Annotated in this window: 22 protein-coding genes and 3 pseudogenes; 5 read left to right on the top strand and 20 right to left on the bottom strand. The window is 34.2% G+C overall.

What is annotated here, in order from left to right; genetic code table 11:
- Positions 1–49: 49 nt before the first annotated feature.
- Positions 50–1,066 (top strand): D-alanyl-D-alanine carboxypeptidase family protein, encoded by a 1,017-nt coding sequence (locus CO726_RS19600; protein WP_099685382.1) that lies wholly within the window; start codon positions 50–52, stop codon positions 1,064–1,066.
- Between the two features lie 58 nt (positions 1,067–1,124).
- Here CO726_RS19600 and CO726_RS19605 read toward each other — a convergent pair whose 3' ends face one another.
- From CO726_RS19605 to CO726_RS19625, 5 genes and pseudogenes are all read right to left on the bottom strand, one after another.
- Complete coding sequence (locus CO726_RS19605) at positions 1,125–1,583, bottom strand: DinB family protein (protein WP_099685383.1); 459 nt, start codon at positions 1,581–1,583, stop codon at positions 1,125–1,127.
- Between the two features lie 2 nt (positions 1,584–1,585).
- Positions 1,586–2,326, bottom strand: a complete 741-nt coding sequence (locus CO726_RS19610) for an alpha/beta fold hydrolase (RefSeq protein ID WP_099685384.1) — start codon at positions 2,324–2,326, stop codon at positions 1,586–1,588.
- A pseudogene (locus CO726_RS19615) lies at positions 2,319–2,879 on the bottom strand (nucleoside/nucleotide kinase family protein). The gene CO726_RS19610 and the pseudogene CO726_RS19615 overlap by 8 nt, the downstream one beginning before the upstream one ends.
- Positions 2,880–2,925: 46 nt before the next feature.
- The gene (locus CO726_RS19620; RefSeq protein ID WP_099685385.1) at positions 2,926–3,450 is read right to left on the bottom strand and encodes a GNAT family N-acetyltransferase; all 525 of its coding nucleotides are present in this window, start codon (positions 3,448–3,450) and stop codon (positions 2,926–2,928) included.
- A 118-nt stretch (positions 3,451–3,568) separates the two neighbouring features.
- Entirely contained in the window at positions 3,569–3,925 is a 357-nt protein-coding gene (locus CO726_RS19625; protein ID WP_099685386.1) for a hypothetical protein, read from the bottom strand.
- 681 nt (positions 3,926–4,606) lie between these two features.
- On the opposite strand from CO726_RS19625, the gene CO726_RS19630 reads away from it, so the two are divergent.
- Positions 4,607–4,969, top strand: a complete 363-nt coding sequence (locus CO726_RS19630; protein WP_169513054.1) for a hypothetical protein — start codon at positions 4,607–4,609, stop codon at positions 4,967–4,969.
- 107 nt (positions 4,970–5,076) lie between these two features.
- Here CO726_RS19630 and CO726_RS32530 read toward each other — a convergent pair.
- From CO726_RS32530 to CO726_RS19640, 3 genes and pseudogenes are all read right to left on the bottom strand, one after another.
- A pseudogene (locus CO726_RS32530) lies at positions 5,077–5,356 on the bottom strand (N-acetylmuramoyl-L-alanine amidase); the annotation flags it as partial.
- A pseudogene (locus tag CO726_RS33200) lies at positions 5,349–5,526 on the bottom strand (terminase large subunit); the annotation flags it as partial. The pseudogenes CO726_RS32530 and CO726_RS33200, both read right to left, overlap by 8 nt.
- A gap of 57 nt (positions 5,527–5,583) precedes the next feature.
- A complete protein-coding gene (locus CO726_RS19640; RefSeq protein WP_099685388.1) occupies positions 5,584–5,964 on the bottom strand; it encodes a hypothetical protein in 381 nt (126 codons plus the stop codon).
- A 542-nt stretch (positions 5,965–6,506) separates the two neighbouring features.
- Between CO726_RS19640 and CO726_RS19645 the strand changes: the two genes are divergently transcribed.
- Positions 6,507–6,704: a hypothetical protein gene (locus tag CO726_RS19645; protein ID WP_000358738.1), complete on the top strand. Its 198-nt coding sequence runs from the start codon at positions 6,507–6,509 to the stop codon at positions 6,702–6,704.
- A 440-nt stretch (positions 6,705–7,144) separates the two neighbouring features.
- Here the strand turns inward: CO726_RS19645 and CO726_RS19650 are convergent, their stop codons facing one another.
- The 8 genes from CO726_RS19650 to CO726_RS19685 form a co-directional block, all read right to left on the bottom strand.
- Positions 7,145–9,085, bottom strand: a complete 1,941-nt coding sequence (locus CO726_RS19650; RefSeq protein ID WP_099685389.1) for an AMP-binding protein — start codon at positions 9,083–9,085, stop codon at positions 7,145–7,147.
- A 49-nt stretch (positions 9,086–9,134) separates the two neighbouring features.
- Positions 9,135–10,676 (bottom strand): acyl-CoA carboxylase subunit beta, encoded by a 1,542-nt coding sequence (locus CO726_RS19655; protein ID WP_099685390.1) that lies wholly within the window; start codon positions 10,674–10,676, stop codon positions 9,135–9,137.
- A gap of 2 nt (positions 10,677–10,678) precedes the next feature.
- Positions 10,679–11,467, bottom strand: coding sequence for an enoyl-CoA hydratase (locus tag CO726_RS19660; RefSeq protein WP_099685391.1), 789 nt, complete (start codon positions 11,465–11,467; stop codon positions 10,679–10,681).
- A 4-nt stretch (positions 11,468–11,471) separates the two neighbouring features.
- Positions 11,472–12,383 (bottom strand): hydroxymethylglutaryl-CoA lyase, encoded by a 912-nt coding sequence (gene mvaB / locus CO726_RS19665; RefSeq protein ID WP_099685392.1) that lies wholly within the window; start codon positions 12,381–12,383, stop codon positions 11,472–11,474.
- A 21-nt stretch (positions 12,384–12,404) separates the two neighbouring features.
- Positions 12,405–12,620: an acetyl-CoA carboxylase biotin carboxyl carrier protein subunit gene (locus CO726_RS19670; RefSeq protein WP_001985297.1), complete on the bottom strand. Its 216-nt coding sequence runs from the start codon at positions 12,618–12,620 to the stop codon at positions 12,405–12,407.
- A 26-nt stretch (positions 12,621–12,646) separates the two neighbouring features.
- Positions 12,647–13,984: an acetyl-CoA carboxylase biotin carboxylase subunit gene (locus CO726_RS19675; protein ID WP_099685393.1), complete on the bottom strand. Its 1,338-nt coding sequence runs from the start codon at positions 13,982–13,984 to the stop codon at positions 12,647–12,649.
- Between the two features lie 15 nt (positions 13,985–13,999).
- Positions 14,000–15,145 (bottom strand): acyl-CoA dehydrogenase, encoded by a 1,146-nt coding sequence (locus CO726_RS19680; protein WP_099685394.1) that lies wholly within the window; start codon positions 15,143–15,145, stop codon positions 14,000–14,002.
- A 216-nt stretch (positions 15,146–15,361) separates the two neighbouring features.
- Complete coding sequence (locus CO726_RS19685) at positions 15,362–16,330, bottom strand: YbgA family protein (protein WP_099685395.1); 969 nt, start codon at positions 16,328–16,330, stop codon at positions 15,362–15,364.
- A 481-nt stretch (positions 16,331–16,811) separates the two neighbouring features.
- Between CO726_RS19685 and CO726_RS19690 the strand changes: the two genes are divergently transcribed.
- Together CO726_RS19690 and CO726_RS19695 are read left to right on the top strand one after the other, a co-directional pair.
- Positions 16,812–17,327 (top strand): DUF3231 family protein, encoded by a 516-nt coding sequence (locus CO726_RS19690; RefSeq protein WP_099685396.1) that lies wholly within the window; start codon positions 16,812–16,814, stop codon positions 17,325–17,327.
- 172 nt (positions 17,328–17,499) lie between these two features.
- Positions 17,500–17,799 (top strand): WGxxGxxG family protein, encoded by a 300-nt coding sequence (locus tag CO726_RS19695; RefSeq protein WP_099685397.1) that lies wholly within the window; start codon positions 17,500–17,502, stop codon positions 17,797–17,799.
- 199 nt (positions 17,800–17,998) lie between these two features.
- On the opposite strand, the gene CO726_RS19700 is transcribed toward CO726_RS19695, so the two are convergent.
- From CO726_RS19700 to CO726_RS19715, 4 genes are all read right to left on the bottom strand, one after another.
- Complete coding sequence (locus CO726_RS19700) at positions 17,999–18,652, bottom strand: TetR/AcrR family transcriptional regulator (protein WP_099685398.1); 654 nt, start codon at positions 18,650–18,652, stop codon at positions 17,999–18,001.
- Positions 18,653–18,676: 24 nt separating this feature from the next.
- Positions 18,677–19,696 carry an ABC transporter permease gene (locus CO726_RS19705; RefSeq protein WP_099685399.1) on the bottom strand — a complete coding sequence of 340 codons (1,020 nt, stop codon included), beginning with the start codon at positions 19,694–19,696 and terminating at the stop codon, positions 18,677–18,679.
- Positions 19,693–20,418: an ABC transporter ATP-binding protein gene (locus tag CO726_RS19710; protein ID WP_099685400.1), complete on the bottom strand. Its 726-nt coding sequence runs from the start codon at positions 20,416–20,418 to the stop codon at positions 19,693–19,695. The genes CO726_RS19705 and CO726_RS19710 overlap by 4 nt, the downstream gene beginning before the upstream one ends.
- A 185-nt stretch (positions 20,419–20,603) precedes the next feature.
- Positions 20,604–20,855 (bottom strand): hypothetical protein, encoded by a 252-nt coding sequence (locus CO726_RS19715; RefSeq protein WP_099685401.1) that lies wholly within the window; start codon positions 20,853–20,855, stop codon positions 20,604–20,606.
- Between the last annotated feature and the right edge of the window lie 132 nt (positions 20,856–20,987).

Genomic DNA, 20,987 nt, shown 5'->3' on the forward strand with positions numbered 1-20,987 from the left:
GCATTCTTTTTTACAATACTATTATTGATGTCAGATTAGGAGGACGCTTATGCAATTCTTGAAAAAATTAACAATTTTATTGTTATCTTTTGTTATTACAGCACTTATCGTTTTATATTTTTACCTTTATGTAAATGGTCCAATTATTCAAGCTAAATCAGCTATTTTAATAGATGCTAATTCAGGTGAAGTTGTTTATAAAAAAAATGAAGAAAGCCCTATACAATCAGCTGCTTTATCTAAATTAATGACAGAATATATCACACTGGAACAACTGAATGAAGGAAAAATACAGTTAGATGAATTAGTAAAAATAAGTAACGAAGTTTTCCGAGCAGAAACGAGTCCTATACAAGTAACTTCGAAAGATAAAACGACGGTTCGTGATTTACTTCATGCATTGTTTTTGACAGGGAATAATCGTTCCGCACTTGCCCTTGCAGAACACATTGCTGGAAACGAAGACAACTTTACACTTTTAATGAATGAAAAAGCAAAACAATTAAAGTTATCACAACCATCCCCGTTTCTAAACGCTACTGGAATTTATAACGATACAAATAAACAATCAACTACAACAGCAATAGACGTAGCAAAACTGGCAACACAATTAGTAAAAGACTTTCCAGATGTACTAAATATTACAAAGCTAACCTCTTACCAATTCACCTTCAAAAATTCCCAAGTTTTTAACACAAATAAAATGATTTATTCCCTTAATGAAAACATTAAACTCCAAGGTGTTGACGGCTTACAAACTAGTTTTTCAACTAATGGTAATTATAGTTTTGTCAGTACAGCAAAACGAGAAGATACTAGGCTGATTTCAGTAATATTAGACTCCAATGAAGAAAATAAAGCTTTTATTGAAACAAAAAAGTTACTACAGTACGGTTTTGATCCTTCCTCGTACTCTGCACTACAAGCATTTAAAGATGCTGTTACATCCTGGGCAGTTTTGCTTCAGTTTAAAAATTTAATCATACAAACATTGTTGATTTTCTTCATTATTACATTTTTAATGTTCTTACATATTCGTCAGAAAAAATCCGAGGATTTCAACTAGGAAATCTTCTTATATATAAAAAACGGCTTGCATTTACAGTACAAGCCGTTTTCTAAATCTATAGTCCTCTTCCAATTAAATTCGCTGAAATAGGCTGAAGGTTTAACTCTCTTGCCCATATAGATATCTGACCAATATGGTGAATTTCATGCACAATTACATGTCTTAAAACCTCACCATATGTATATGTTTTATCTGTCCACGAAGCTTTTAATATTTTACCTTCTAAGTTAGCTGGCCATACTTGTAAAAAATCTTCTAATTCTCGTTTATACAAATCAGATAACGCTTTCACTTTTTGGATTGATTGATAATCTTTAAATTGCGGTGCATTATCTTTTTTTCCTTGGAGCGCGCTAATCCAGCTGTACTCAACATCGACAATATGGAATAATGTTTCTAAAATACTTCCAACACCACCAATACGCTTGCGGAGTAATTCTTCCTCTGAAACTTGCTCACACCACTTAAACCAATCGTCTCTTACTTGCCAATTGTATTGAAATAAAGTGTACATATTTATCTCTCCCCTACCTGAATAATCCACTTAACAGCATCTATTACACAATATGGCTCATCTTTTTGAATATAGTGGCCGCTTTGTTCTGCAATTACAAATTTATTATTGCTTGATAATCGTAATAATTCTTCTTGCAATTGTAACCATTTCATTTGTGCATCTGGCGAATAAAAAGCTTTTTTACCCGCAGCTAACACGGCAAGTGGAATATTTCTCATTGACTGACGATGTTTATCTGCTTCACCGAGACTAAACATAAACTCTTCATAAGAACTTTCATATACAAACTGTTTATAGTAAGCTTCTTGAAATTCTGGAGACATGATTGGCAAAAAATCTTCTTTATAATTTTCCGGTGTCGAATCAACCAAAACTATTCCCAACATATCTTCGGGATAAAAAGTCGCAAATAAACGTGCATTTATACCACCAAAAGAATGTCCTACAAAAATATAAGGTGGTTTCAATTGTAATTGCTTTAAGCAACTTCTTAAATCTTTTACCATTTCAGAACTAATACGTCGCTTGGAACTCTTCCCACTTTTTCCTAATCCAGCTCGATCATATGCAATTACCGTCCCAAATTCAGTCAACCCTTCAGCAATATGCTCCCATGCCTTGGAATAATCTCCATAACCTGCTTCCATTATAATAACAGGTTGCAACTGCTTTCCTTGGAATACTTTTAAATACATTTTAAAATCATCAACTTGTACATATTCCTCTATACATTTAGCCATTGACAATCACTTCTCTCCGATTAAGTGCCTCTAAAATTTGATTAATTATTTCATCGACAGATAAAGATCCATCCAAAACAATATCTGAATTTGGCTTTACGGTATGAAGTGCCTCTAAATAAGCTTTTCTAGCATATGTTATATAGTGCTTTAAATCATTTTGTATTTCACTCATTGTATCTTCCTTAAAATCTCGCAAAATTCTTCTAGCCATCGCAATATCTAAAGGTGTGTCGATAAATATGGTTACATCAATGAATTGTCGCATTTCACTATTTAGTTATGCAAAAGGATAATCTACAATAATATAATCTAGATAACTATTTTGTAACAGATGCTGAATATCCTTAATTAATGGTGTGAGTACCCATTCATCATAATTTGCTCCATCATCAATCCATTTACAAATATCAGCAGGACAATTATCAAAGTCATAGCTATCAAAATATAGTGCTTTTGAATTCATTAACTTGTGAGTTAATCTTTCTGTAACAGTAGTTTTACCTCCTCCTGAAACTGCTGCGATTGTAATGATTTTCGTTTTTTTATTCATATTTCCCACCATACCCCTTCAGTTAACATAACATAATTATAAAAAACTATTGTTTTTTATCACTCCATTCATATTCTAACATACTCATTTCCCATAAATTCCAATACGTTTCTCCTACTTTTTTTGACTCTCTTAATAAACCTTCTTTTATAAATCCTATTTTTTCATAACATGAAATGGCCGACGTATTAAAATCATAAACACCAAGCGTTACTCTATGTAGTTTTAATTCTTCAAATGCAATTTGCAGTACTGCTTTCATCATATGTTTCCCTATAGAACGTCCTCGCATTTTCGTATCACCAACTAGCACTTTTCCAATCCTTGCAGATTTATTTATATTGTCAATTTGTCCAAGTGAAATATGACCAATTACTTCTTTAGTCTCTTCATCTATCACTTTAAATGCAAGTGTATTTGCACTTTCTATATATTTTTCTAATTGTTGTTCATGTAAAGGATATGTAAATGCATTTCCTGACCATTGAATTAAAAATTCTTCGGAATCAATCCAATTTATTAATTGTTTGAAATCGGTTCTTGTAAATTGTTTCAGCTTGATCACTCTCATTCTCCTTTCACACAACCTTTTATACACCTTCAAATTTATTTCTATATGAAAAATATATTCCCTTTTAAACAAAATAAAAAGCCATTCATAAGAATGGCTTAGCATCAATAAGGCATAATTACTCTTTATTTGCTACGTCAACACCGTTAAAATCAAACTCATCAGCAACAGTTGTAGCAGGTGGTAAAATTGCTTCAATTTTACAAAGAGATATAATTGCTGCAACTGAACCAGGAATAGCAGCTAACTTAACAACATCGCAAGTTACAGAAGAAACAGTACCTATATAAGTACGTCCTTCAGTGTTAATTCGCACTGTTTTATTAATTAATTTTTTAAGTTCGTCTCTAATTCCTTGTACACAAGAGCTGGCACATTTCTCATGCTGTTCTTTTTTACACTCTTCAAAAACATCCCAACAATCATCATGTTTACACGTACATTTTTTTCTACAATTATTAAATCGAGAACCCAAATCCTCACCCCCTAATCCTTTCTATTAGTAAAGTATGTCCAATAGCTTAAAAGTGTACGAGACAAAAGCATAGAAACAAAAAAACAAACACTTGTACTAAACCTTTTTTTATATATTAAAAACGAATATACTACTGTATGCATACTCAATTCAAATACTCCAAATATGTAGCATTATTAGTATAAACGTGCTTTCAACGACAATAACATTCTTTTCTTTATTAATAACAAAACGGACCTCTAACAATTAAAGGCCTGTTTAATGAGCGGACTTGGATTTAATTCTGCTGAATTTAAAATTTAGACAACCTCTTTATCAAACGAACCTGTTTTTCTTTTAATAAGCCGGCTCCTTTAAGAGGCACCAGCTTTTCCTATTACTTCACATATACATAGGCTTTGTTTGCAGTAATATAGTATGTTTTGCCTTTGCTGTTGTGAAATATACATTCAAAAAAGCGTACTCCAAAATAAGATACTATTTAAAATCAGAACGTTTTCTTCAACAAGTGTTTGTTGATCAATATCATAACCAGCAGTTCTCTCCACTACCTTTTGAAAATTAAGCATAGTTTGTATGAATTCTATATTTAATAGAAAGCACTCTATCATATAAAGGTAAAACAATAGGTTAATAAACAAGCCATTTTTTTACTAAAACATAGAATAATATGAACCCTAATTGAAGGGAGGTATAAAAAAATGTCCTGGAAAAATGATTGCTGGAGTTCTAAGAAAAAGCATTGTTGTGATGACTGGTGGAAATCTAAAGAACAGCACCATTGTGATGATGATTGGCTTTCTAAAGAAAAGCATTGCAATGATGATTGGTGGAAATCTAAAGAACAGCACCATTGTGATGATGATTGGCGTTCTAAACGAAATAAGTGTCGCTGTAAATGTTTCTTTATTTGTTGTCATTGTAAAAGAAAACATTGGTAATATATTAAATGTCAACTTAAAGGAAAGAATATGTCTTTTGGGACCGATAAATACTAGAATATATAAAAAGCTGACTAAATATAGTCAGCTTTTTATATATTAACACGTAGAGATTTAAACTGGCATCTATAATTACTAGTTGAGTGGAGTATTGAAAAATAAGCTGACTCTTATAAATCGACTCTTTAATTACTTCACATACAAATAAGCTTATTTACAGCAGTATGTTTTTCCTTTGCTATTGTGCACCTTGTATTGTAGTGTTCCTTTAACACTTACTTTTGCATCAATAACAAACTCTAATCATACATTAACAGAACCAGCAACGTCTTTATCCTACCAAGTTGGTGAATCATAGAAACGTAAATTATTCCTTTTAGAAACACCACGTTTTCCTCCAATAGATGAATCTACTGTACTTTTTTATCGAACTTCACATAAAAGAATCGTATTTAATCTATTGCTCTTCGCCAAGATTCAACCAGCCATCTATGAGTTTTAAAAATGTACGCACCATTTTCTCTAACTAAAAGACCACATACACCAAAATCCCGAACACTCGCAAATTCTAATGCTCCTATAAATTTTTGAGCATATAAATTAGGGAATGCACGATTTGTAAGCAAGAATTTCTGACCATTTCGCAATGGAACATTCTAAAATTAGTATTATTATGGAATTTCCTCATATTTTATTAACTTCCTTATTAGAAAAAGATTATTTTATATAGATTACTATAAGCATCCATAAAGCCAAGGCGCCAATGATAGCGAGCACTATACGTGTAGATAGTACCCTTACTTCAAAGTCTGTTTTCTTGGAAGGTTCAGGATATGCAATTATGTAGATTCCCTTTAATAATGCAAGCCATGCAATAAACGTTAGGAACCCCTGCCAGTTGAATACCCATATATTATGTAGGATTACACTACCTAACCCTAGGAAAATCGATAGAAAACCATACATAATACCAAATCCTCTGTCTTCAACCACTAATTTTTTCAATTCACGTAGTACCGATGGACGTACGAAAAGTATTCCCGATACAATAACCGTTACCCATCCCCAAAACAATCCTAAAAAAGTACTAGTTTCCATTATTAGTTCACTCCCCTCAATTATTTATATTTCAAATATTCCCCCCTTTAGAACAATTCCAACATCTTTATATATAGGCTAAATTCTGCTCTTTTTTAATACAGATATGGCATATTCTATGCCCATCCTTAATCAACTTATTTCTCTACGAAATGAAATTTTCACATCATTCTTCGTCATCATCTATCCGAATCAACCAAAGTCTCTTTGTACTATTACCGCACACTTTTTCATAGCTTGGAGCTAATTATCTTTAAGTACTAAGCAATTTCTGATAAGATGAGTACTGATTTACAGTGCTCATCTTATCATTGGGATGTTCCTTTCAAATGAAATTTCGAAACACCCTACTAAAATAAAGCTTTTATTAAGAACTAATAATCTTTATATTTCTTAATTTTGTCATCACAAGTGATTTTTATAATTAGTTAAATTCTCAATATAGTTTGTGTATATAATTCCATTCAAAGAAACATAATACCCACGTAACTATTTAAAAACACTTCGTTTTTATATCTAAATTTAAAAAGGAGCTACATAACATGGATAAAAAAAATCTATTAAGTCAACAACTTGATTATGTGTCATCGGATGCGCTGAATACTCCTAGTAAAGCCCAAGAGCAAATGCAAGAAACATCTCAGGAGGCACATGATTCAAACAAAAAGGACAGTACTCAAGCTTTACATGGCGATGATTTACCAATTTCAGATGTATATAGAACAACGAACAAGCAGTAAATTTAAAAGGGAAAAATCTTAAGAACGAGTGAACTTAATTCTTTTCCCTTTTCCTATTTAATTAACACTTTTATATGAAACCCGTACACATTTTTGACACATCCACTATCACAATCTCCTGAAAATTCGTGATAATATTAATTTGTCGAATACGCCAAATTTCGACATTGAACGACAATGATATCTCCTTTATTGAATCCCTGTCCCCCAGGGATTTCTCCTTTTATTCATTGCTTTTTTCTTCACTAAATTTTCATTCTTAACAAAATTCAATCACTCCATTGGATAGACATGCAACAGTATCGTATTTTGATAAAGACTATAAAACAAACATACTTAACACTAATAGTAGAATTTTTCTACTTCAAATTTACTTCTTCCCTCTTCTCTTTTTATAAAATTAGGAATGAGCTCTATTTAAATAGAGCTCATTCCTAATTTTATAATTTACTAGACTGCAATCCCTGAATAAACGGAACTACTTCAGGATTTACAAGTGATGATAAATCACCTAATTCTTTTCCTAAATAAGCAGCTTTTATGACGCGTCGCATCACTTTAGAATTACGTGTTTTCGGTAAATCTTCTACAACGTGGATGTCTTTTGGACATAATGCTTTACCAATATGAGAGTTTACTAAACTCATTAATTCTTTCTTTAACTCCCCTGTGAATGTTACATTGTCCCTTAATACTACAAAACAATGACAAACTTCACCTTTTACATCATCAGGTACACCAATCGCGGCAGCTTCTATGACATCATTATGCTTCACAAGAATAGATTCATATTCAGCAGGTCCAATACGTTTTCCGGCAATGTTTAACGTATCATCAGAGCGTCCTGTAATAATATATTGCTCACCATCATAAATAACCCAGTCACCATGAACCCATTTATTTTCAAAGCGTGACCAATATGTGTTTACATAACGCTCATCATCTTCCCAGAAACTTTTCGTCATACCAACCCAAGGTTTCTCTAAACATAATTCTCCCACTTCATCACGAATTGGGTTACCTTGATCATCGAGCACAACCGCTGCCATTCCTGGTAAAGAAGCGTTAAAACTAATCGGTGCAATTGGCTTAATAAGAACATTTCCGAAAATCCCACCAGAAATTTCAGTTCCGCCTGAATAGTTACAAATTGGTACATTACTTTTTCCAACCGTTTCAAATAGCCACATCCAAGGATCTGGATTCCAAGGTTCACCTGTTGATGCGAACACTTCTAAACTCTTTAGCGAATGTTTATTTACATACTCATCACCTTTTGCCATTAACGCACGAATTAACGTTGGTGATATACCGAGATGTGTAATTTCATATTTATCAACTGTCTCCCATAAACGATCTGCCTCTGGGAAGTCAGGAACACCTTCATACATAACCATCGTTGCTCCATTAATGAGAGAGCCGAATAATAAAAACGGTCCCATCATCCAGCCCATATCAGTTACCCATAATACACGGTCACCTTGTTTAATATTCATTCCAAATCCTGCATCAAATGCAGATTTCAAAGGGAAACCAGCATGTGTATGTACTGTTCCTTTCGGTTTCCCAGTTGTACCTGATGTATAAATGAGCATTAACGGATCATCACTATTCATCTCTTCAGCATGTACAAATGGTTTTTCTTTTTCTAGCGTACTCCATGAGAAATCATAATTATGCGGTGTAAAATCATTTCCCGCATGGCGTACAATAACAACTTTTTCAACAGTTGGACACTGCTCACAAGCTTTATCTACTTCATCTTTTAATGAAACGATTTTTCCTCGGCGTGAAAAACCATCTGCAGTAATGATCATTTTCGATCCTGCCGCTTGCACACGTGTCATAACTGCATCAGACGCGAATCCTGAGAATATTGGTGAAATAATTGCTCCGATCTTCATAACCGCTAGCATCGCAACAACTGTTTCTGGAATCATCGGCATATAAATTGTTACTCGGTCACCTTTTTCAATACCCGCATGTTTCAAACCGTTTGCAACGCGACTTACCCAGCTATCAAGCTCTTCATATGTAAATGATTTTGAAGTTCCATTTTCCCCTTCATACTGAAGTGCTGGTTGCGTTCTTGTTTCATCATCTGCAAGCCAGCGTGATAAAACCGATTCTACAACATTACATGTTCCGCCATTATACCACTGTGCAAACGGCGTACCATTTTCTAAATCTAGCACTTCTGTATAAGGTTTCATCCATTGATAGCCAACCGCTTTCTCAGCTTTTCCCCAAAACCAAGCTGTTTCTTCAATTGACTTATTATAAAACGTTTCATAATCTTCATAGCCCAATGATTTCATCCAACCATATAAACGCGTTTTTTCTTTATACTCTTCTGTTGGAAACCAAACTGCTTGTTTCAATGTTTTCCCCTCCTTGACTTTTTGAGCAAGAAAGCCCTAAATAGGGCTTTTAAACTGGATAAACAGGATGTTTACGATCCGTAAATACTTGATATTTACTCATATACATTTCGAATCGTCCTTTTAACTCTTCTCTTAAATTGTTTGGATGAACAATACCATCAATGACCATCTCTGATGCTAAATGGTAAATATCAATATCTTTCTTATACTCTTCGCGTTTTTCAGCAATGAAGCTATCACGCTCTTCTTCTGGTAAAGCTGCAATCTTATTTGCATATACAGCATTGACCGCGGCTTCTGGACCCATTACCGCAATAGAAGCTGTCGGTAATGCTAGGCAGCAATCTGGTTCAAAGGCTGGACCTGCCATCGCATATAAACCAGCACCATATGCTTTACGAACAACGATAGAAATTTTCGGTACAGTTGCTTCACTCATTGCAGAAATCATTTTTGCACCGTGACGAATAATACCAGCACGCTCTACTTTTGTACCAATCATAAATCCAGGTACATCTGCAAGGAATAATAATGGAATATGATATGCATCGCATAAATTAATAAACTTCGTTGCTTTATCAGCTGAATCGTGGAATAGTACGCCACCTTTCATACGCGGTTGATTTGCAATAATACCAACTGGCTTACCATCAATACGTGCTAACCCTGTAATTAGTTCTTGAGCAAATAATTTTTTCACTTCATAGAAAGAACCTTCATCAATAACTCTATTAATGAGATCTTTCATATTGAAAGGAGCATTTTGATTTTCTGGAATGATTTGTTCTAACGTTTTATCGAATTGTTTCGGTTCTTGAGGTGTAACCAATGGAGTCTTTTCTAAGTAGTTGTTTGGAAAATATGAAATGTATTGTCTTGCTTGTGTAATCGCATCTTCTTCTGTTTTACATAAAACATCTCCGCATCCTGATACAGAGCAATGCATACGAGCTCCGCCCATCTCTTCTAAAGTTACCTTCTCACCGATAACCATCTCAGCCATACGAGGAGATCCTAAATACATAGATGCATTTCCTTCAACCATCATAACAACGTCACAAAAGGCTGGAATATATGCGCCACCAGCTGCAGAAGGTCCAAATAATAAGCATACTTGCGGAACTTTACCTGATAATTTCACTTGATTATAGAAGATTCTTCCTGCACCACGGCGCCCTGGAAACATTTCAACTTGATCAGTAATACGTGCCCCAGCAGAGTCAACTAAATAAAATAACGGAACACGTAATTTTTCTGCCGTTTCTTGAATACGTAAAATCTTTTCAACTGTACGTGCGCCCCATGATCCTGCTTTTACAGTTGAATCATTTGCCATCACGCATGCCGTACGACCATGTATTTTACCCGTTGCCGTTATAACACCATCAGCAGGTAATCCAGTTTGTTCACAATTTGCAAATAATGCATCTTCTACATATTCACCATTATCAAATAAAAGAGCTAAGCGATCTCGAACGAATAGTTTTCCCTTTGCTTTGTTTTGTTCATGATATTTTGATGCGCCGCCTTGTTTAATCGTTTCAACTCGTTCTTCAAATGTATTCGATTGTTGTTTTTGGTCTAACATATTTACTCCCCCTTATACATTGGTGTGCGTTTTTCCTTGAATGCTTGTAATCCTTCTAATCTATCTTTCGTATGGATTACACCTTCATACGCTTGTTTTTCCATTTGTAATCCGGTATGTAAATCAACTTGAATACCGTTTGAAATTGCTTCTTTCGCTAATCGAACAGCAATAGGACCATTACTAGCAATTTTCTCTGCTATTTCAATCGCTTTCTCTGCAAGCAAATGTGCTGGTACAACAAATTCTACTAGACCATATTCTTTCGCTTCTTGTGCCGAAATACGTCTTCCTGTATAAATTAATTCTTTCGCTCTACCAACACCAATTAATCTTGGCAAACGCTGCGTACCACCTGCTCCTGGTATAATTGCAAGTGTAGTTTCAGTAAGACCAAGACTTGCGGTGTCAGAAGCAAGTCTAAAATCACAAGCTAAACTTAATTCTGTACCACCACCAAGTGCGATTCCATTTATAGCAGCAATAACTGGCTGTGGTAATTGTTCAACCATTTCCATAGTAGAACGAATCATACTAACAGCATGGCGAACTTGTTCTTCATTCATGCCAGCACGTTCTTTTAAATCAGCACCAGCACAAAACGCTTTTTCACCAGCACCTGTTAGAATAACTACACGAGTATTTGACTCTTCATTTATTTGAGTTAATATGTTTTGTAACTCTTCTAATAACGCTAAAGATAATGAGTTGGCTTGTCTTTCACGATGTAATGAAATCTTTACAACGTGAGGTGTTACATAATCAACTGAAATGTTTTGTAATTGTAGCATCTTCTCACCTACTTATCGTTTTATGTTGAAGCGCTCTATACACATGACTCGGTAATTGGATATTTAATTTACTTTGAATAAATTGACTCGCTCTCAATAACTTCTCTTCATCAATATTCGTTTGGACCCCTAACTTATGGAGCATATGAACTAAGTCATCAGTTGCCACATTGCCTGATGCTCCTGGTGCATATGGACAGCCCCCAAGACCACCACAAGAACTATCAAATGTTGTAATACCATATTCTAAAGACTTTACTACATTCGCAAGAGCCATTCCGTACGTATTATGGAAGTGCATTGCAAACTGCGAAGCATCATATTTCTTTAATAAATGCTCTAATACTTGCTCTACTTGTAACGGATTCGCTACACCGATCGTGTCACCAAGAGATACTTCATAAATGCCGTATGAAAATAGTTGATTACATAATTCGTCAACTGCTGCCACACTTATATCCCCTTCATAAGGACAGCCAAATACAGTAGAAACATAGCCTCTTACCTTTTTCCCTTCGAATAATGCCTGTTTTGTTATATCTTCAATTACAACTAATGCTTCTTTAATTAATTTATTAATATTACTTTTATTATGAGATTCACTTGCTGATAAAAAAACATTCACCTCATCTACATTTTGCAAAAAAGCTCGTTCCAAACCATTTTGATTTGGAACAAGCGCTGCATATGTAACATTTGGGTCCCTTTTCAGCTCAGAAAACACATCATTTGCATCTGCTAATGCAGGGACCCATTTAGGGTGAACGAATGAGGAAACTTCAACGTACGATAATCCAGCCTCTGTAAGTAGTTGAATCCATTTTACTTTATCTTTTGTGCCAACAATCTTTTTTTCATTTTGTAAGCCATCACGTGGCCCGACTTCTTTAATGACAGCAAAATTAGGTAGTTTCAATTCGCTTCCCCCTATATCTCCCTATTCAATTTCTAGCAATACATCTCCTTCATTTACAAAATCGCCTTCTTGCACATTAATTTTCATAACTGTGCCAGCTTCTTCTGAAACGATTGGAATTTCCATTTTCATAGATTCCAAAATGACGACATCCTGCTCTTCCTCTACTGTATCTCCTACTCCTACAACAATCTTCCATACATTTCCTGCCATCGATGCATATACTTTCGTCATCATTTTTTCCCCCTTAGTATTGTTAAATCTTATTTTTTAACAAGTTGTTTCGTTACAAAACCCGTTGTATAAATCCCACTTTTGAACACATCATCTTCCAATACTTGAAGCAGCATTGGCGTGTTCGTTTTAATACCTTCTACTTTTACTTCTTCTAAAGCATCATGTAATTTCGAAATTGCTTCTTCACGCGTTTCACCATGAGCAATGACTTTCGCAATCATTGGATCATAGAAAGGTGTAATCGTTACTTGATTCTCCAAAAAGTGATCAATACGTACATTTGTTGGAAGCGTTAAATCTGTAATTTCCCCTGGTGATGGGAAGAAAGTTTTCGGATCTTCTGCATAAATACGTGCCTCGATGGCATGACCACTACGTTTTACATCATCTTGTGTAAACGATAATTTCTCACCATATGCAATTAAAAGTTGTTGTTCTACAAGATCTAAACCAGTAATTTCTTCTGTAACTGGATGCTCTACTTGTAATCTCGTATTCATCTCTAAGAAATAGAAGTTCTTCTGATCATCTACTAGAAACTCAACTGTACCAGCATTTGTATATCCTAGAGCTTTGGCAGCTTGTACAGCAACTTCACCCATCGCTTTTCGCGTACCTTCATCTAAAAATGGTGAAGGTGCTTCTTCAATTACTTTCTGATTTCGGCGCTGTACTGAACATTCACGCTCCCATAAATACACTGTGTTACCATGTGTATCTGCTAAAAGCTGAATTTCAATATGATGTGCATCTGCAATATAGCGCTCTAAATACATTTCTCCATTACCGAAGAAGTTTTGTGCTCTTGTTTTGTTACTTTCAAATGCTTTGGTGAGCGTTTGCTCAGTTTCCATCAACTGCATTCCAATGCCTCCGCCGCCTGCGGATGCCTTCAGCATTAATGGGTAACCGATCTGTTTAGCAATTTCAATTGCTTCTTCAGCAGTTTCAATATTTGTAGTAATACCTGGAACTACTGGGACATCTGCAGCTTGCATTGCAATACGTGATTCGATTTTACTTCCCATCTTCGTAATGATTTCTTCTGATGGACCGATAAATACGATTCCTTCTTCTTTACAACGAACCGGAAAAGATGGATTCTCAGATAATAATCCATATCCCGGATGGATTGCTTCAGCATTTGTCTTCTTGGCTATTTCAATAATTTTTTCAAGGTTTAAATAGCTTTCTTGGACACGCGGCCCACCTACTAAGTAAGCTTCATTTGCCATTTTTACATGTAGGGCATTTTCATCTGCCTCAGAATAAATAGCAACAGTGCGAATGCCCAGTTTTTTACAAGTTTTCATAATACGAACTGCGATTTCCCCGCGATTAGCAATTAATATTTTTTGAAACATAGTGATTCCTCCTTTTTATCTACATCCTAAATGTCTAGCAATTACGAGACGTTGAATTTCAGAAGTTCCTTCACCAATTTCTAATAGTTTCGCATCACGAATATGTCGTTCCACTTCATATTCACGCATATAGCCATATCCACCGTGAATTTGTACTGCTTGATTCGCAATACGACTAGCAGCCTCAGATGCGAAAAGTTTTGCCATAGCCGCTTCTTTACCGAAAGGTTTATCTTTATCTTTTAACCAAGCTGCTTTATGTACTAAATTACGTGCTAGCTCTACTTCAGTCGCCATATCAGCTAATTTAAATTGAATCGCTTGGAAATTAGAAATTGACTTTCCAAATTGTTGACGTTCTTTCGCATATTGCAGTGCACGTTCAAATGCAGATTGCGCAATACCAACGGCTAATGCTGCGATTGAAATACGTCCTCCATCAAGTGTATATAAAAATTGTTTAAATCCTTTATTTACATCACCAAGAATATTCTCTTTCGGTACACGTACACTATCAAGTACGATTTCACAAGTATTAGAAGCACGAACGCCCATCTTATCGTAAGGACTTGAGATCGTTAATCCTTCACTTGTAGTCGGTACAATAAATGCCGAAATGCGTTTTCTACCATTCTCTTCAACACCATTGACAGCGGTTACAATAATTGTATTTGCATACTCTGCATTTGTAATCCAACACTTCTCACCACCAATAACATACTCGTCTCCATCTAATACAGCTTTCGTTTGTGTGCCACCTGCATCAGATCCAGCGTTTGGCTCAGTTAATCCGAAAGCACCTAACGTTTTACCTGATGCCATTGGAACTAAATATTTTTGTTTTTGTTCTTCTGTACCGAAATAATAAATTGGAGAAGCACCTAATGAAATTGTTGCAGCGTAACTTAATCCTGTTCCACCACAAGCACGACCAATTTCTTCAACTGCTAACGCGTACGATACAGTATCACCACCTGAACCCCCATACTCTTCAGGGAATGGGATGCCTAATAATCCTAGTTCGCCCATTTTTTGGAATATTTCATATGGAAATTCCGCAGTTTTGTCGTAATATACAGCTTTCGGTGCGATTTCCTTTTCAGCAAAGTCACGTACCATTTCTTTAATCATTTGTTTTTCGCGAGTTAGAGTAAATTCCATTCCGCTACACACCCCTTATCGAATATTGAGTTTCGACAGCGTGCGAGTTTCTACTACAAACATTACGAATAAAAAGACAAGAATATTAGTTAGATAATTGTTATAATTCTGTCATAATTTAATTTTAAAACAGATTCTGTACTAATGCACAAAAAAATTCCTACATTGTTCTACAACAACATAGGAGTTTTCTTGTCGAATTATGTAATTTTTCGTTTAATAATCTCTACCTTTTCCCGAATCTGAAATCTCTACTAAAGCTTCAGGATATGGTTCGAAATATGTTTGTCTTAATAAATACTTTTCATCAAATCGAAGAGCCCATGATTTTAAAATTGCAAGTAAGCTACTAAGCGGAATTTTCTTTTCTGTATACTTTTGTATTAAATTTAAAAAATGATCTTTTTCTTGTTTTATCAGCTTTGTTTTAAAGTATCCAAAAATATGCTCACATACATTTACATTCGATGTATAACGGGGTGTGCGCATAAATAATTCATATAAAGTCTTCTCATAGTTTTCAAATACAACTTCAATCTTTTCATTTTTATGATTTGCAATAATACGCCCTAATTCCTTTTGTTTCACCTGATTATATGCCATAAATAAATATTTATTATCCGACTGAAACGATACAAGGTCTTTCATATTTTTATTATGTTTAATCACTTTGTAATATGCGATTGTAAATAACCTTGTAAAGAAATGTTCTCTAATAATAAAATTCGACAATCTGCCTTCTTCTTCAATTGGAAGATGCGAAAAATTTTTTATTACTGCTCCGCCAAATAAGCCTGATCCCTTTCCTTTTGCTGGCGCTTTTTCAAAACCAGAATAAATCTTCACATCACGCGTACCACAACTTGGCGAACGATTCTTTAAAATAAAACCATCCACATCTGATATCGTATGTAAAAAGTCATTTGAAAATCGCTCCATTTTTCCAGTTATATCTTCCCGTGTAGATGGTTGCACCAGCCTATTCACACCATTTTCTTCTACAATTCGTATCGTTTCACGAGGAGTCCCCAATCCGATCTCGACTTCTGGACAAACAGGTATAAATGTAACAAATGGCTGCAAATTTCTTATTGTTGCATCCGGAATCATCTCTCCATTATAACGACAAGTATCAAATTCTAAACATTTACTTACAACAATTTTCGGTTTAGCAAATTGGCGCATCACATTACCTCCATGGTGTTAATCCGTATAATATAAATTGTACTAATATTAGTATCTTAAGCAAAGTCTGTTTATATTAATTATTTTTATAATAACTATAAATTTAATGCTATATCAACTGCAATTCAAATCTATTTCGTATATGTATTAGCAAGTTCTTGTACAAAGATGTTAAAACTTTTTTATCTAAACACATATTTCCCAAAAACACAATCCATCTTTACTAGCATAGTTACAGATTCTTTCCTTTCCTCTTTACATTTAAATTAAAATAAGCTTTAATTCGAATTTTAATCCCAAGTTATTGGAATATATTCTTTATATTTGTACATTATAGAATGAGAAAGTATTACTTGTAGTTAGGGTGTTCCAAATGAATTTTAGAAACCTACTTTCTTTATTACGGAACATTTTCAGAAGCATTTTTTCTTTGGTAAAAAATATTTCAAAAAATCCATTCAGTTTAAGGAGGCATATTAAAATGGGAGTATTAAGTGGTAATCCCCAAAATGAACCAATGCATTACGGAGAAGTCTTTGCAATTTGGAGTTATCTTGCAGGGGCACAAGGTACAATTGCTGGTTACCAAGTTCTTGTCAATCATACTGGAGACGAGGACTTAAAAAAGTTTTTAGAAAATCTTATAGAAAATGATATCCAATCAGAAGTTGAAGAACTAAAAAACTTGTTAAAATCAAACGGAGTGGCATTACCACCAGCACCTCCAGAACGTCCAGTTGCATCTATTGAAACAATCCCTCCTGGTGCTCGTATTAATGACGCAGAAATTGCAGCTAAAGTTTCTATGGATCTTGCTGCTGGACTAGTAGCATGTAGCCAAGCGATGGGACAATCACTTCGAGAAGACGTAGGAATGATGTTTGGACAATTCCATATGAAAAAAGCACAAGCAGGTGCTACTTTACTACGATTAAATAAGAAAAAAGGTTGGATTATTCCTCCTCCTTTACATGTTCTTCAATCTGATCAAGCATAACATGGCGTAAGCGGTTAACTTTTGTTAACCGCTTCATTGTATTTACCTGTCCTTTTAATAATGGAGATTAAAGATAGTTCTAATAACTTTAACTTTATGATTTAGATACTGTGATACGAATAATGTACAAAAGTACTGGAGAAATTAAAACATAAGAAAGGAGGGGAAAACCATGAAGAAGAAATTATCATCTATTTTAAGTGCATTAGCACTAGCTATTATGTTTTTAGGAACAACTGCTCATGCCGAATATGATGGCAATAACATGAATCGAGTTAATAATACTGATATTTCAACACGAGTTAATGACAATAACATGTATCGAGTTAATAATGATGTGAGAACTCGAAATGTAAATACGACAAATGATTTAAATGATAATCGGGATAAAAATAATAATTGGGCTTGGCTGGGTTTATTAGGTCTAGCAGGATTATTAGGTCTTAGAAGAAGAGATAAAGAAACACGCTAATTCAGAATATTTTTAGTAAACAAGTACTTATTTATCAAAAGTATACAATGAATATAAATCGCCTTTAAAAAGGCGATTTATTATTTACTTAAAAATAGTATATGTAATTCACACATCAATATATTTTCACTTATGATTAAACCTATTAAATTAAATTTATTTAAATACAAAAAATCAAACCCCTAAAATGTTGTTATAGTTAGATTCGTGGCGTTAATCCATACAATATAAATTGAATCGTGTTTTCAATTTCCGCTTCATCATCCCATTTTTCTTCAGGCAATAATAAAAATCGTGTTAAGAGTAATCCTAATACAGCTGACAAAGTAACTCGTAATACAGAAGATGGGGGTATTTCAATAATTTCTCCTTCTTGTTGAAACTTTACAATTAACTTTTTAAAATGTGAAAACAACTCTGTTTCTACTAAATGTTGTATTTCATTTTTCAGTTCCGGCTGAAATGGCACTTCTTGAATTAATATTTTTATCATTGGAAAATGCTTTTTTGCAAATTCAAATCTATTATGAATAACAACTCTTAGAAGCCCTTCATATGATTCATGCTCCGATTTAAATATTTCCTTTGCGAATGCTTGTACGAAAAATGGTGCAGCAAACTTCGTTAATGTCGGCATGACGACTGCTAACAATAAATCTTTTTTTGTTTTATAGTAGCGGAAGATTGTTCCTTCCGCTACACCAGCCCGCTTTGCAATTTCACTTGTTGAAGTTGAAGCATATCCTTTTTCTCCAAACATATCAACAGCCGCCTCTAATATACGCATTTGACGCTCATTTCGTTTATCCGTATTTGTTGCGGCAATTAATTCTTCCAGCCAATCCTTCTTCATCTATAATGCCCCTTTGTATCATCATTATATTTTTCGATGCTTCTTTAATGCAAATACATTCCCTATTGCAAATAATAGAGAAAAAAGTAGTAATACAGTTAAATCTAATGCAATCTCTGTGAATCCTTGATTTCGAATCATCACTTGTCTCATTGCGTCAGCACCATAAGTGAGCGGAAATAATTGCCCTAACATTTGGAGCCACTTATTCATAGATTCAATTGGAAACAAACCAGAAAAGAAAATTTGTGGCACGATGACAAGCGGTATAAACTGAATCATTTGAAATTCATTATTTGCGTATGCCGATAAAAACGTCCCTAAAGTTAATGCAGTTAAAGAAAGCATACATGTAATAAGTAGCGTTAGCCAAATGGAGCCAGCTACATACAAGTCTAAAATATAAACTGAAAAACTTACGATAATAATGGATTGTATGAATGCAAAGATTCCAAAACCAATAATATATCCTACAACTATTTCCCATCTTCTTACCGGCGTCGATAGTAACTTTTCTAAAGTACCACTTAAACGTTCTCTTACGAAAGACACTCCTGATAAAATGAATACAAAGAAAAATGTAAAGAAACCGATTAATACAGGACCAAGCCCATCAAACATTGTAAAGTCTTTAGAGCCATGTAAATAATTTACTTCAGGTTTCATAATTGATACATCGTTCTTCTCTGTACTTTTTTGTATTATTTGGAGCACAGCACGATTTTTTGACGAATCACTACCTTCTAATACAATATTCATTTTTCCATTTTCTAAACGAATTACTGCATCTACCTTTTGTTTTTCCAACTCAGACATTGCCTTTTCTTTACTATATTCATAAATTGACGCTTCCTGATTTTTCATCACTTTTACTACCTGGGCAGGCATATCAACAACAGCAATATGCGGTACATAGTCTTTTTGTGTAAACACTAGCGACAATAACCAAAGTAATAACATAGGTGCTCCAAACATCATCGCTAACGAACGCTTATCTCGAAAAAATTGGCGAATAATACGAATAATTACACCGGTAACTCTCATGATGGAGCCACCTCTTCCAACAAAAAGACATCTTCAATCCTTCCTGATGATACCTGCTTTTTTAATTCTTCAGGTGTTCCAGTCACAACTAGTTTTCCTTCTCTAATTAACCCTAGGCGTTCACAAAATTCAGCTTCGTCCATAATGTGTGTCGTTACAATAATGGTCGTGCCTTTCTTTTTAAGTTCATAAAATTTTTCCCAGATCATTTTTCTAAGAAGCGGATCTATCCCCACTGTTGGCTCATCTAAAATTAATATTTCAGGTTCATGAAGGAGTGCTATCGCTAATGATAAACGCTTCTTCATCCCTCCTGAAAAATGCTGTACTTGCTTTTTTATATGTTGTGATAATTGAACAAGGTCAAAAACCTCTTCAATTCTTTCTTTTTTATGCTTTCCCTTTAATCCATACATCGTTGCAATAAAATCTGCATTTTCATATGCTGATAGTTCTTCATATAATGCATCAGCTTGAGCCATATAACCAATTTTTTTCATTTCATTTAGATTAGGCAGGCTCGTATTGCAAACAAGCACTTCACCTTCTGTTGCCTCATTAATACCTGCAATCAATTTAATAAGAGTCGTTTTCCCTGAACCAGAAGGCCCAACTAAACCAAATATCTCTGCTTTTTCAACTTGCAATGAAAGATTGTGTAAAACTTCTTTTTTTCCAAAACTTTTTGATACAGTGCGTAAAGTAATTGAAGGCTGCTGCACGTATTCTTCCCCCTTTTCAAAAATGAGTGAGTACTCACTTTTATTTTACTCTTGCGTAATTATATGTCAAAGTTAATTGATTAGTATTTGTTTTCAACAAACAATAATAGACAATGAAACAGAGTCGACATTAGAATATCATTTCTTAAAGTCGACTCTGTTTCATTTAAATTATATATTTTACTTTACGTTTTTAAATTCATATATTTCCTAATTCTAGCAACATCTAAAGAATATTCGATAACTAATTGCTGTAACGGTAAAATAACTGTGTCAGGATATAAATGTGCATATTGTAATGTTTCTGCATATTTTTCTAATCTTTTTTCTAAATACTTTATAATTTGATCAGGATGACTTACTAATAAACATTTGCTATAATAATGTATTTGTTCCTCAATCGCCGTATACTCTTCAATTTCATATTCTTTATGCATGTGTACACCCCTTTAAGTTTTTTACATAAATTACTTATCACACTTTTCACTCGACTAATTTTTAAGTTTTTTGATTATTTAAACTATAACAAACTCTTCGGGTCAAATTTTGTTACTTTATGTAACGTAGAA

Source organism: Bacillus fungorum (assembly GCF_002746455.1).
Classification (GTDB): domain Bacteria; phylum Bacillota; class Bacilli; order Bacillales; family Bacillaceae_G; genus Bacillus_A; species Bacillus_A fungorum.

What these genes read in the sequence shown, in the direction of transcription:
- CO726_RS19600 (WP_099685382.1), top strand. Translation starts at nt 50, where the DNA reads ATGCAATTCTTGAAAAAATTAACAATTTTATTGTTATCTTTTGTTATT.
- CO726_RS19605 (WP_099685383.1), bottom strand. Translation starts at nt 1,583, where the DNA reads ATGTACACTTTATTTCAATACAATTGGCAAGTAAGAGACGATTGGTTT.
- CO726_RS19610 (WP_099685384.1), bottom strand. Translation starts at nt 2,326, where the DNA reads ATGGCTAAATGTATAGAGGAATATGTACAAGTTGATGATTTTAAAATG.
- CO726_RS19620 (WP_099685385.1), bottom strand. Translation starts at nt 3,450, where the DNA reads ATGAGAGTGATCAAGCTGAAACAATTTACAAGAACCGATTTCAAACAA.
- CO726_RS19640 (WP_099685388.1), bottom strand. Translation starts at nt 5,964, where the DNA reads ATGGAAACTAGTACTTTTTTAGGATTGTTTTGGGGATGGGTAACGGTT.
- CO726_RS19645 (WP_000358738.1), top strand. Translation starts at nt 6,507, where the DNA reads ATGGATAAAAAAAATCTATTAAGTCAACAACTTGATTATGTGTCATCG.
- CO726_RS19655 (WP_099685390.1), bottom strand. Translation starts at nt 10,676, where the DNA reads ATGTTAGACCAAAAACAACAATCGAATACATTTGAAGAACGAGTTGAA.
- CO726_RS19660 (WP_099685391.1), bottom strand. Translation starts at nt 11,467, where the DNA reads ATGCTACAATTACAAAACATTTCAGTTGATTATGTAACACCTCACGTT.
- CO726_RS19670 (WP_001985297.1), bottom strand. Translation starts at nt 12,620, where the DNA reads ATGATGACGAAAGTATATGCATCGATGGCAGGAAATGTATGGAAGATT.
- CO726_RS19675 (WP_099685393.1), bottom strand. Translation starts at nt 13,984, where the DNA reads ATGTTTCAAAAAATATTAATTGCTAATCGCGGGGAAATCGCAGTTCGT.
- CO726_RS19680 (WP_099685394.1), bottom strand. Translation starts at nt 15,145, where the DNA reads ATGGAATTTACTCTAACTCGCGAAAAACAAATGATTAAAGAAATGGTA.
- CO726_RS19685 (WP_099685395.1), bottom strand. Translation starts at nt 16,330, where the DNA reads ATGCGCCAATTTGCTAAACCGAAAATTGTTGTAAGTAAATGTTTAGAA.
- CO726_RS19690 (WP_099685396.1), top strand. Translation starts at nt 16,812, where the DNA reads ATGGGAGTATTAAGTGGTAATCCCCAAAATGAACCAATGCATTACGGA.
- CO726_RS19695 (WP_099685397.1), top strand. Translation starts at nt 17,500, where the DNA reads ATGAAGAAGAAATTATCATCTATTTTAAGTGCATTAGCACTAGCTATT.
- CO726_RS19700 (WP_099685398.1), bottom strand. Translation starts at nt 18,652, where the DNA reads ATGAAGAAGGATTGGCTGGAAGAATTAATTGCCGCAACAAATACGGAT.
- CO726_RS19705 (WP_099685399.1), bottom strand. Translation starts at nt 19,696, where the DNA reads ATGAGAGTTACCGGTGTAATTATTCGTATTATTCGCCAATTTTTTCGA.
- CO726_RS19715 (WP_099685401.1), bottom strand. Translation starts at nt 20,855, where the DNA reads ATGCATAAAGAATATGAAATTGAAGAGTATACGGCGATTGAGGAACAA.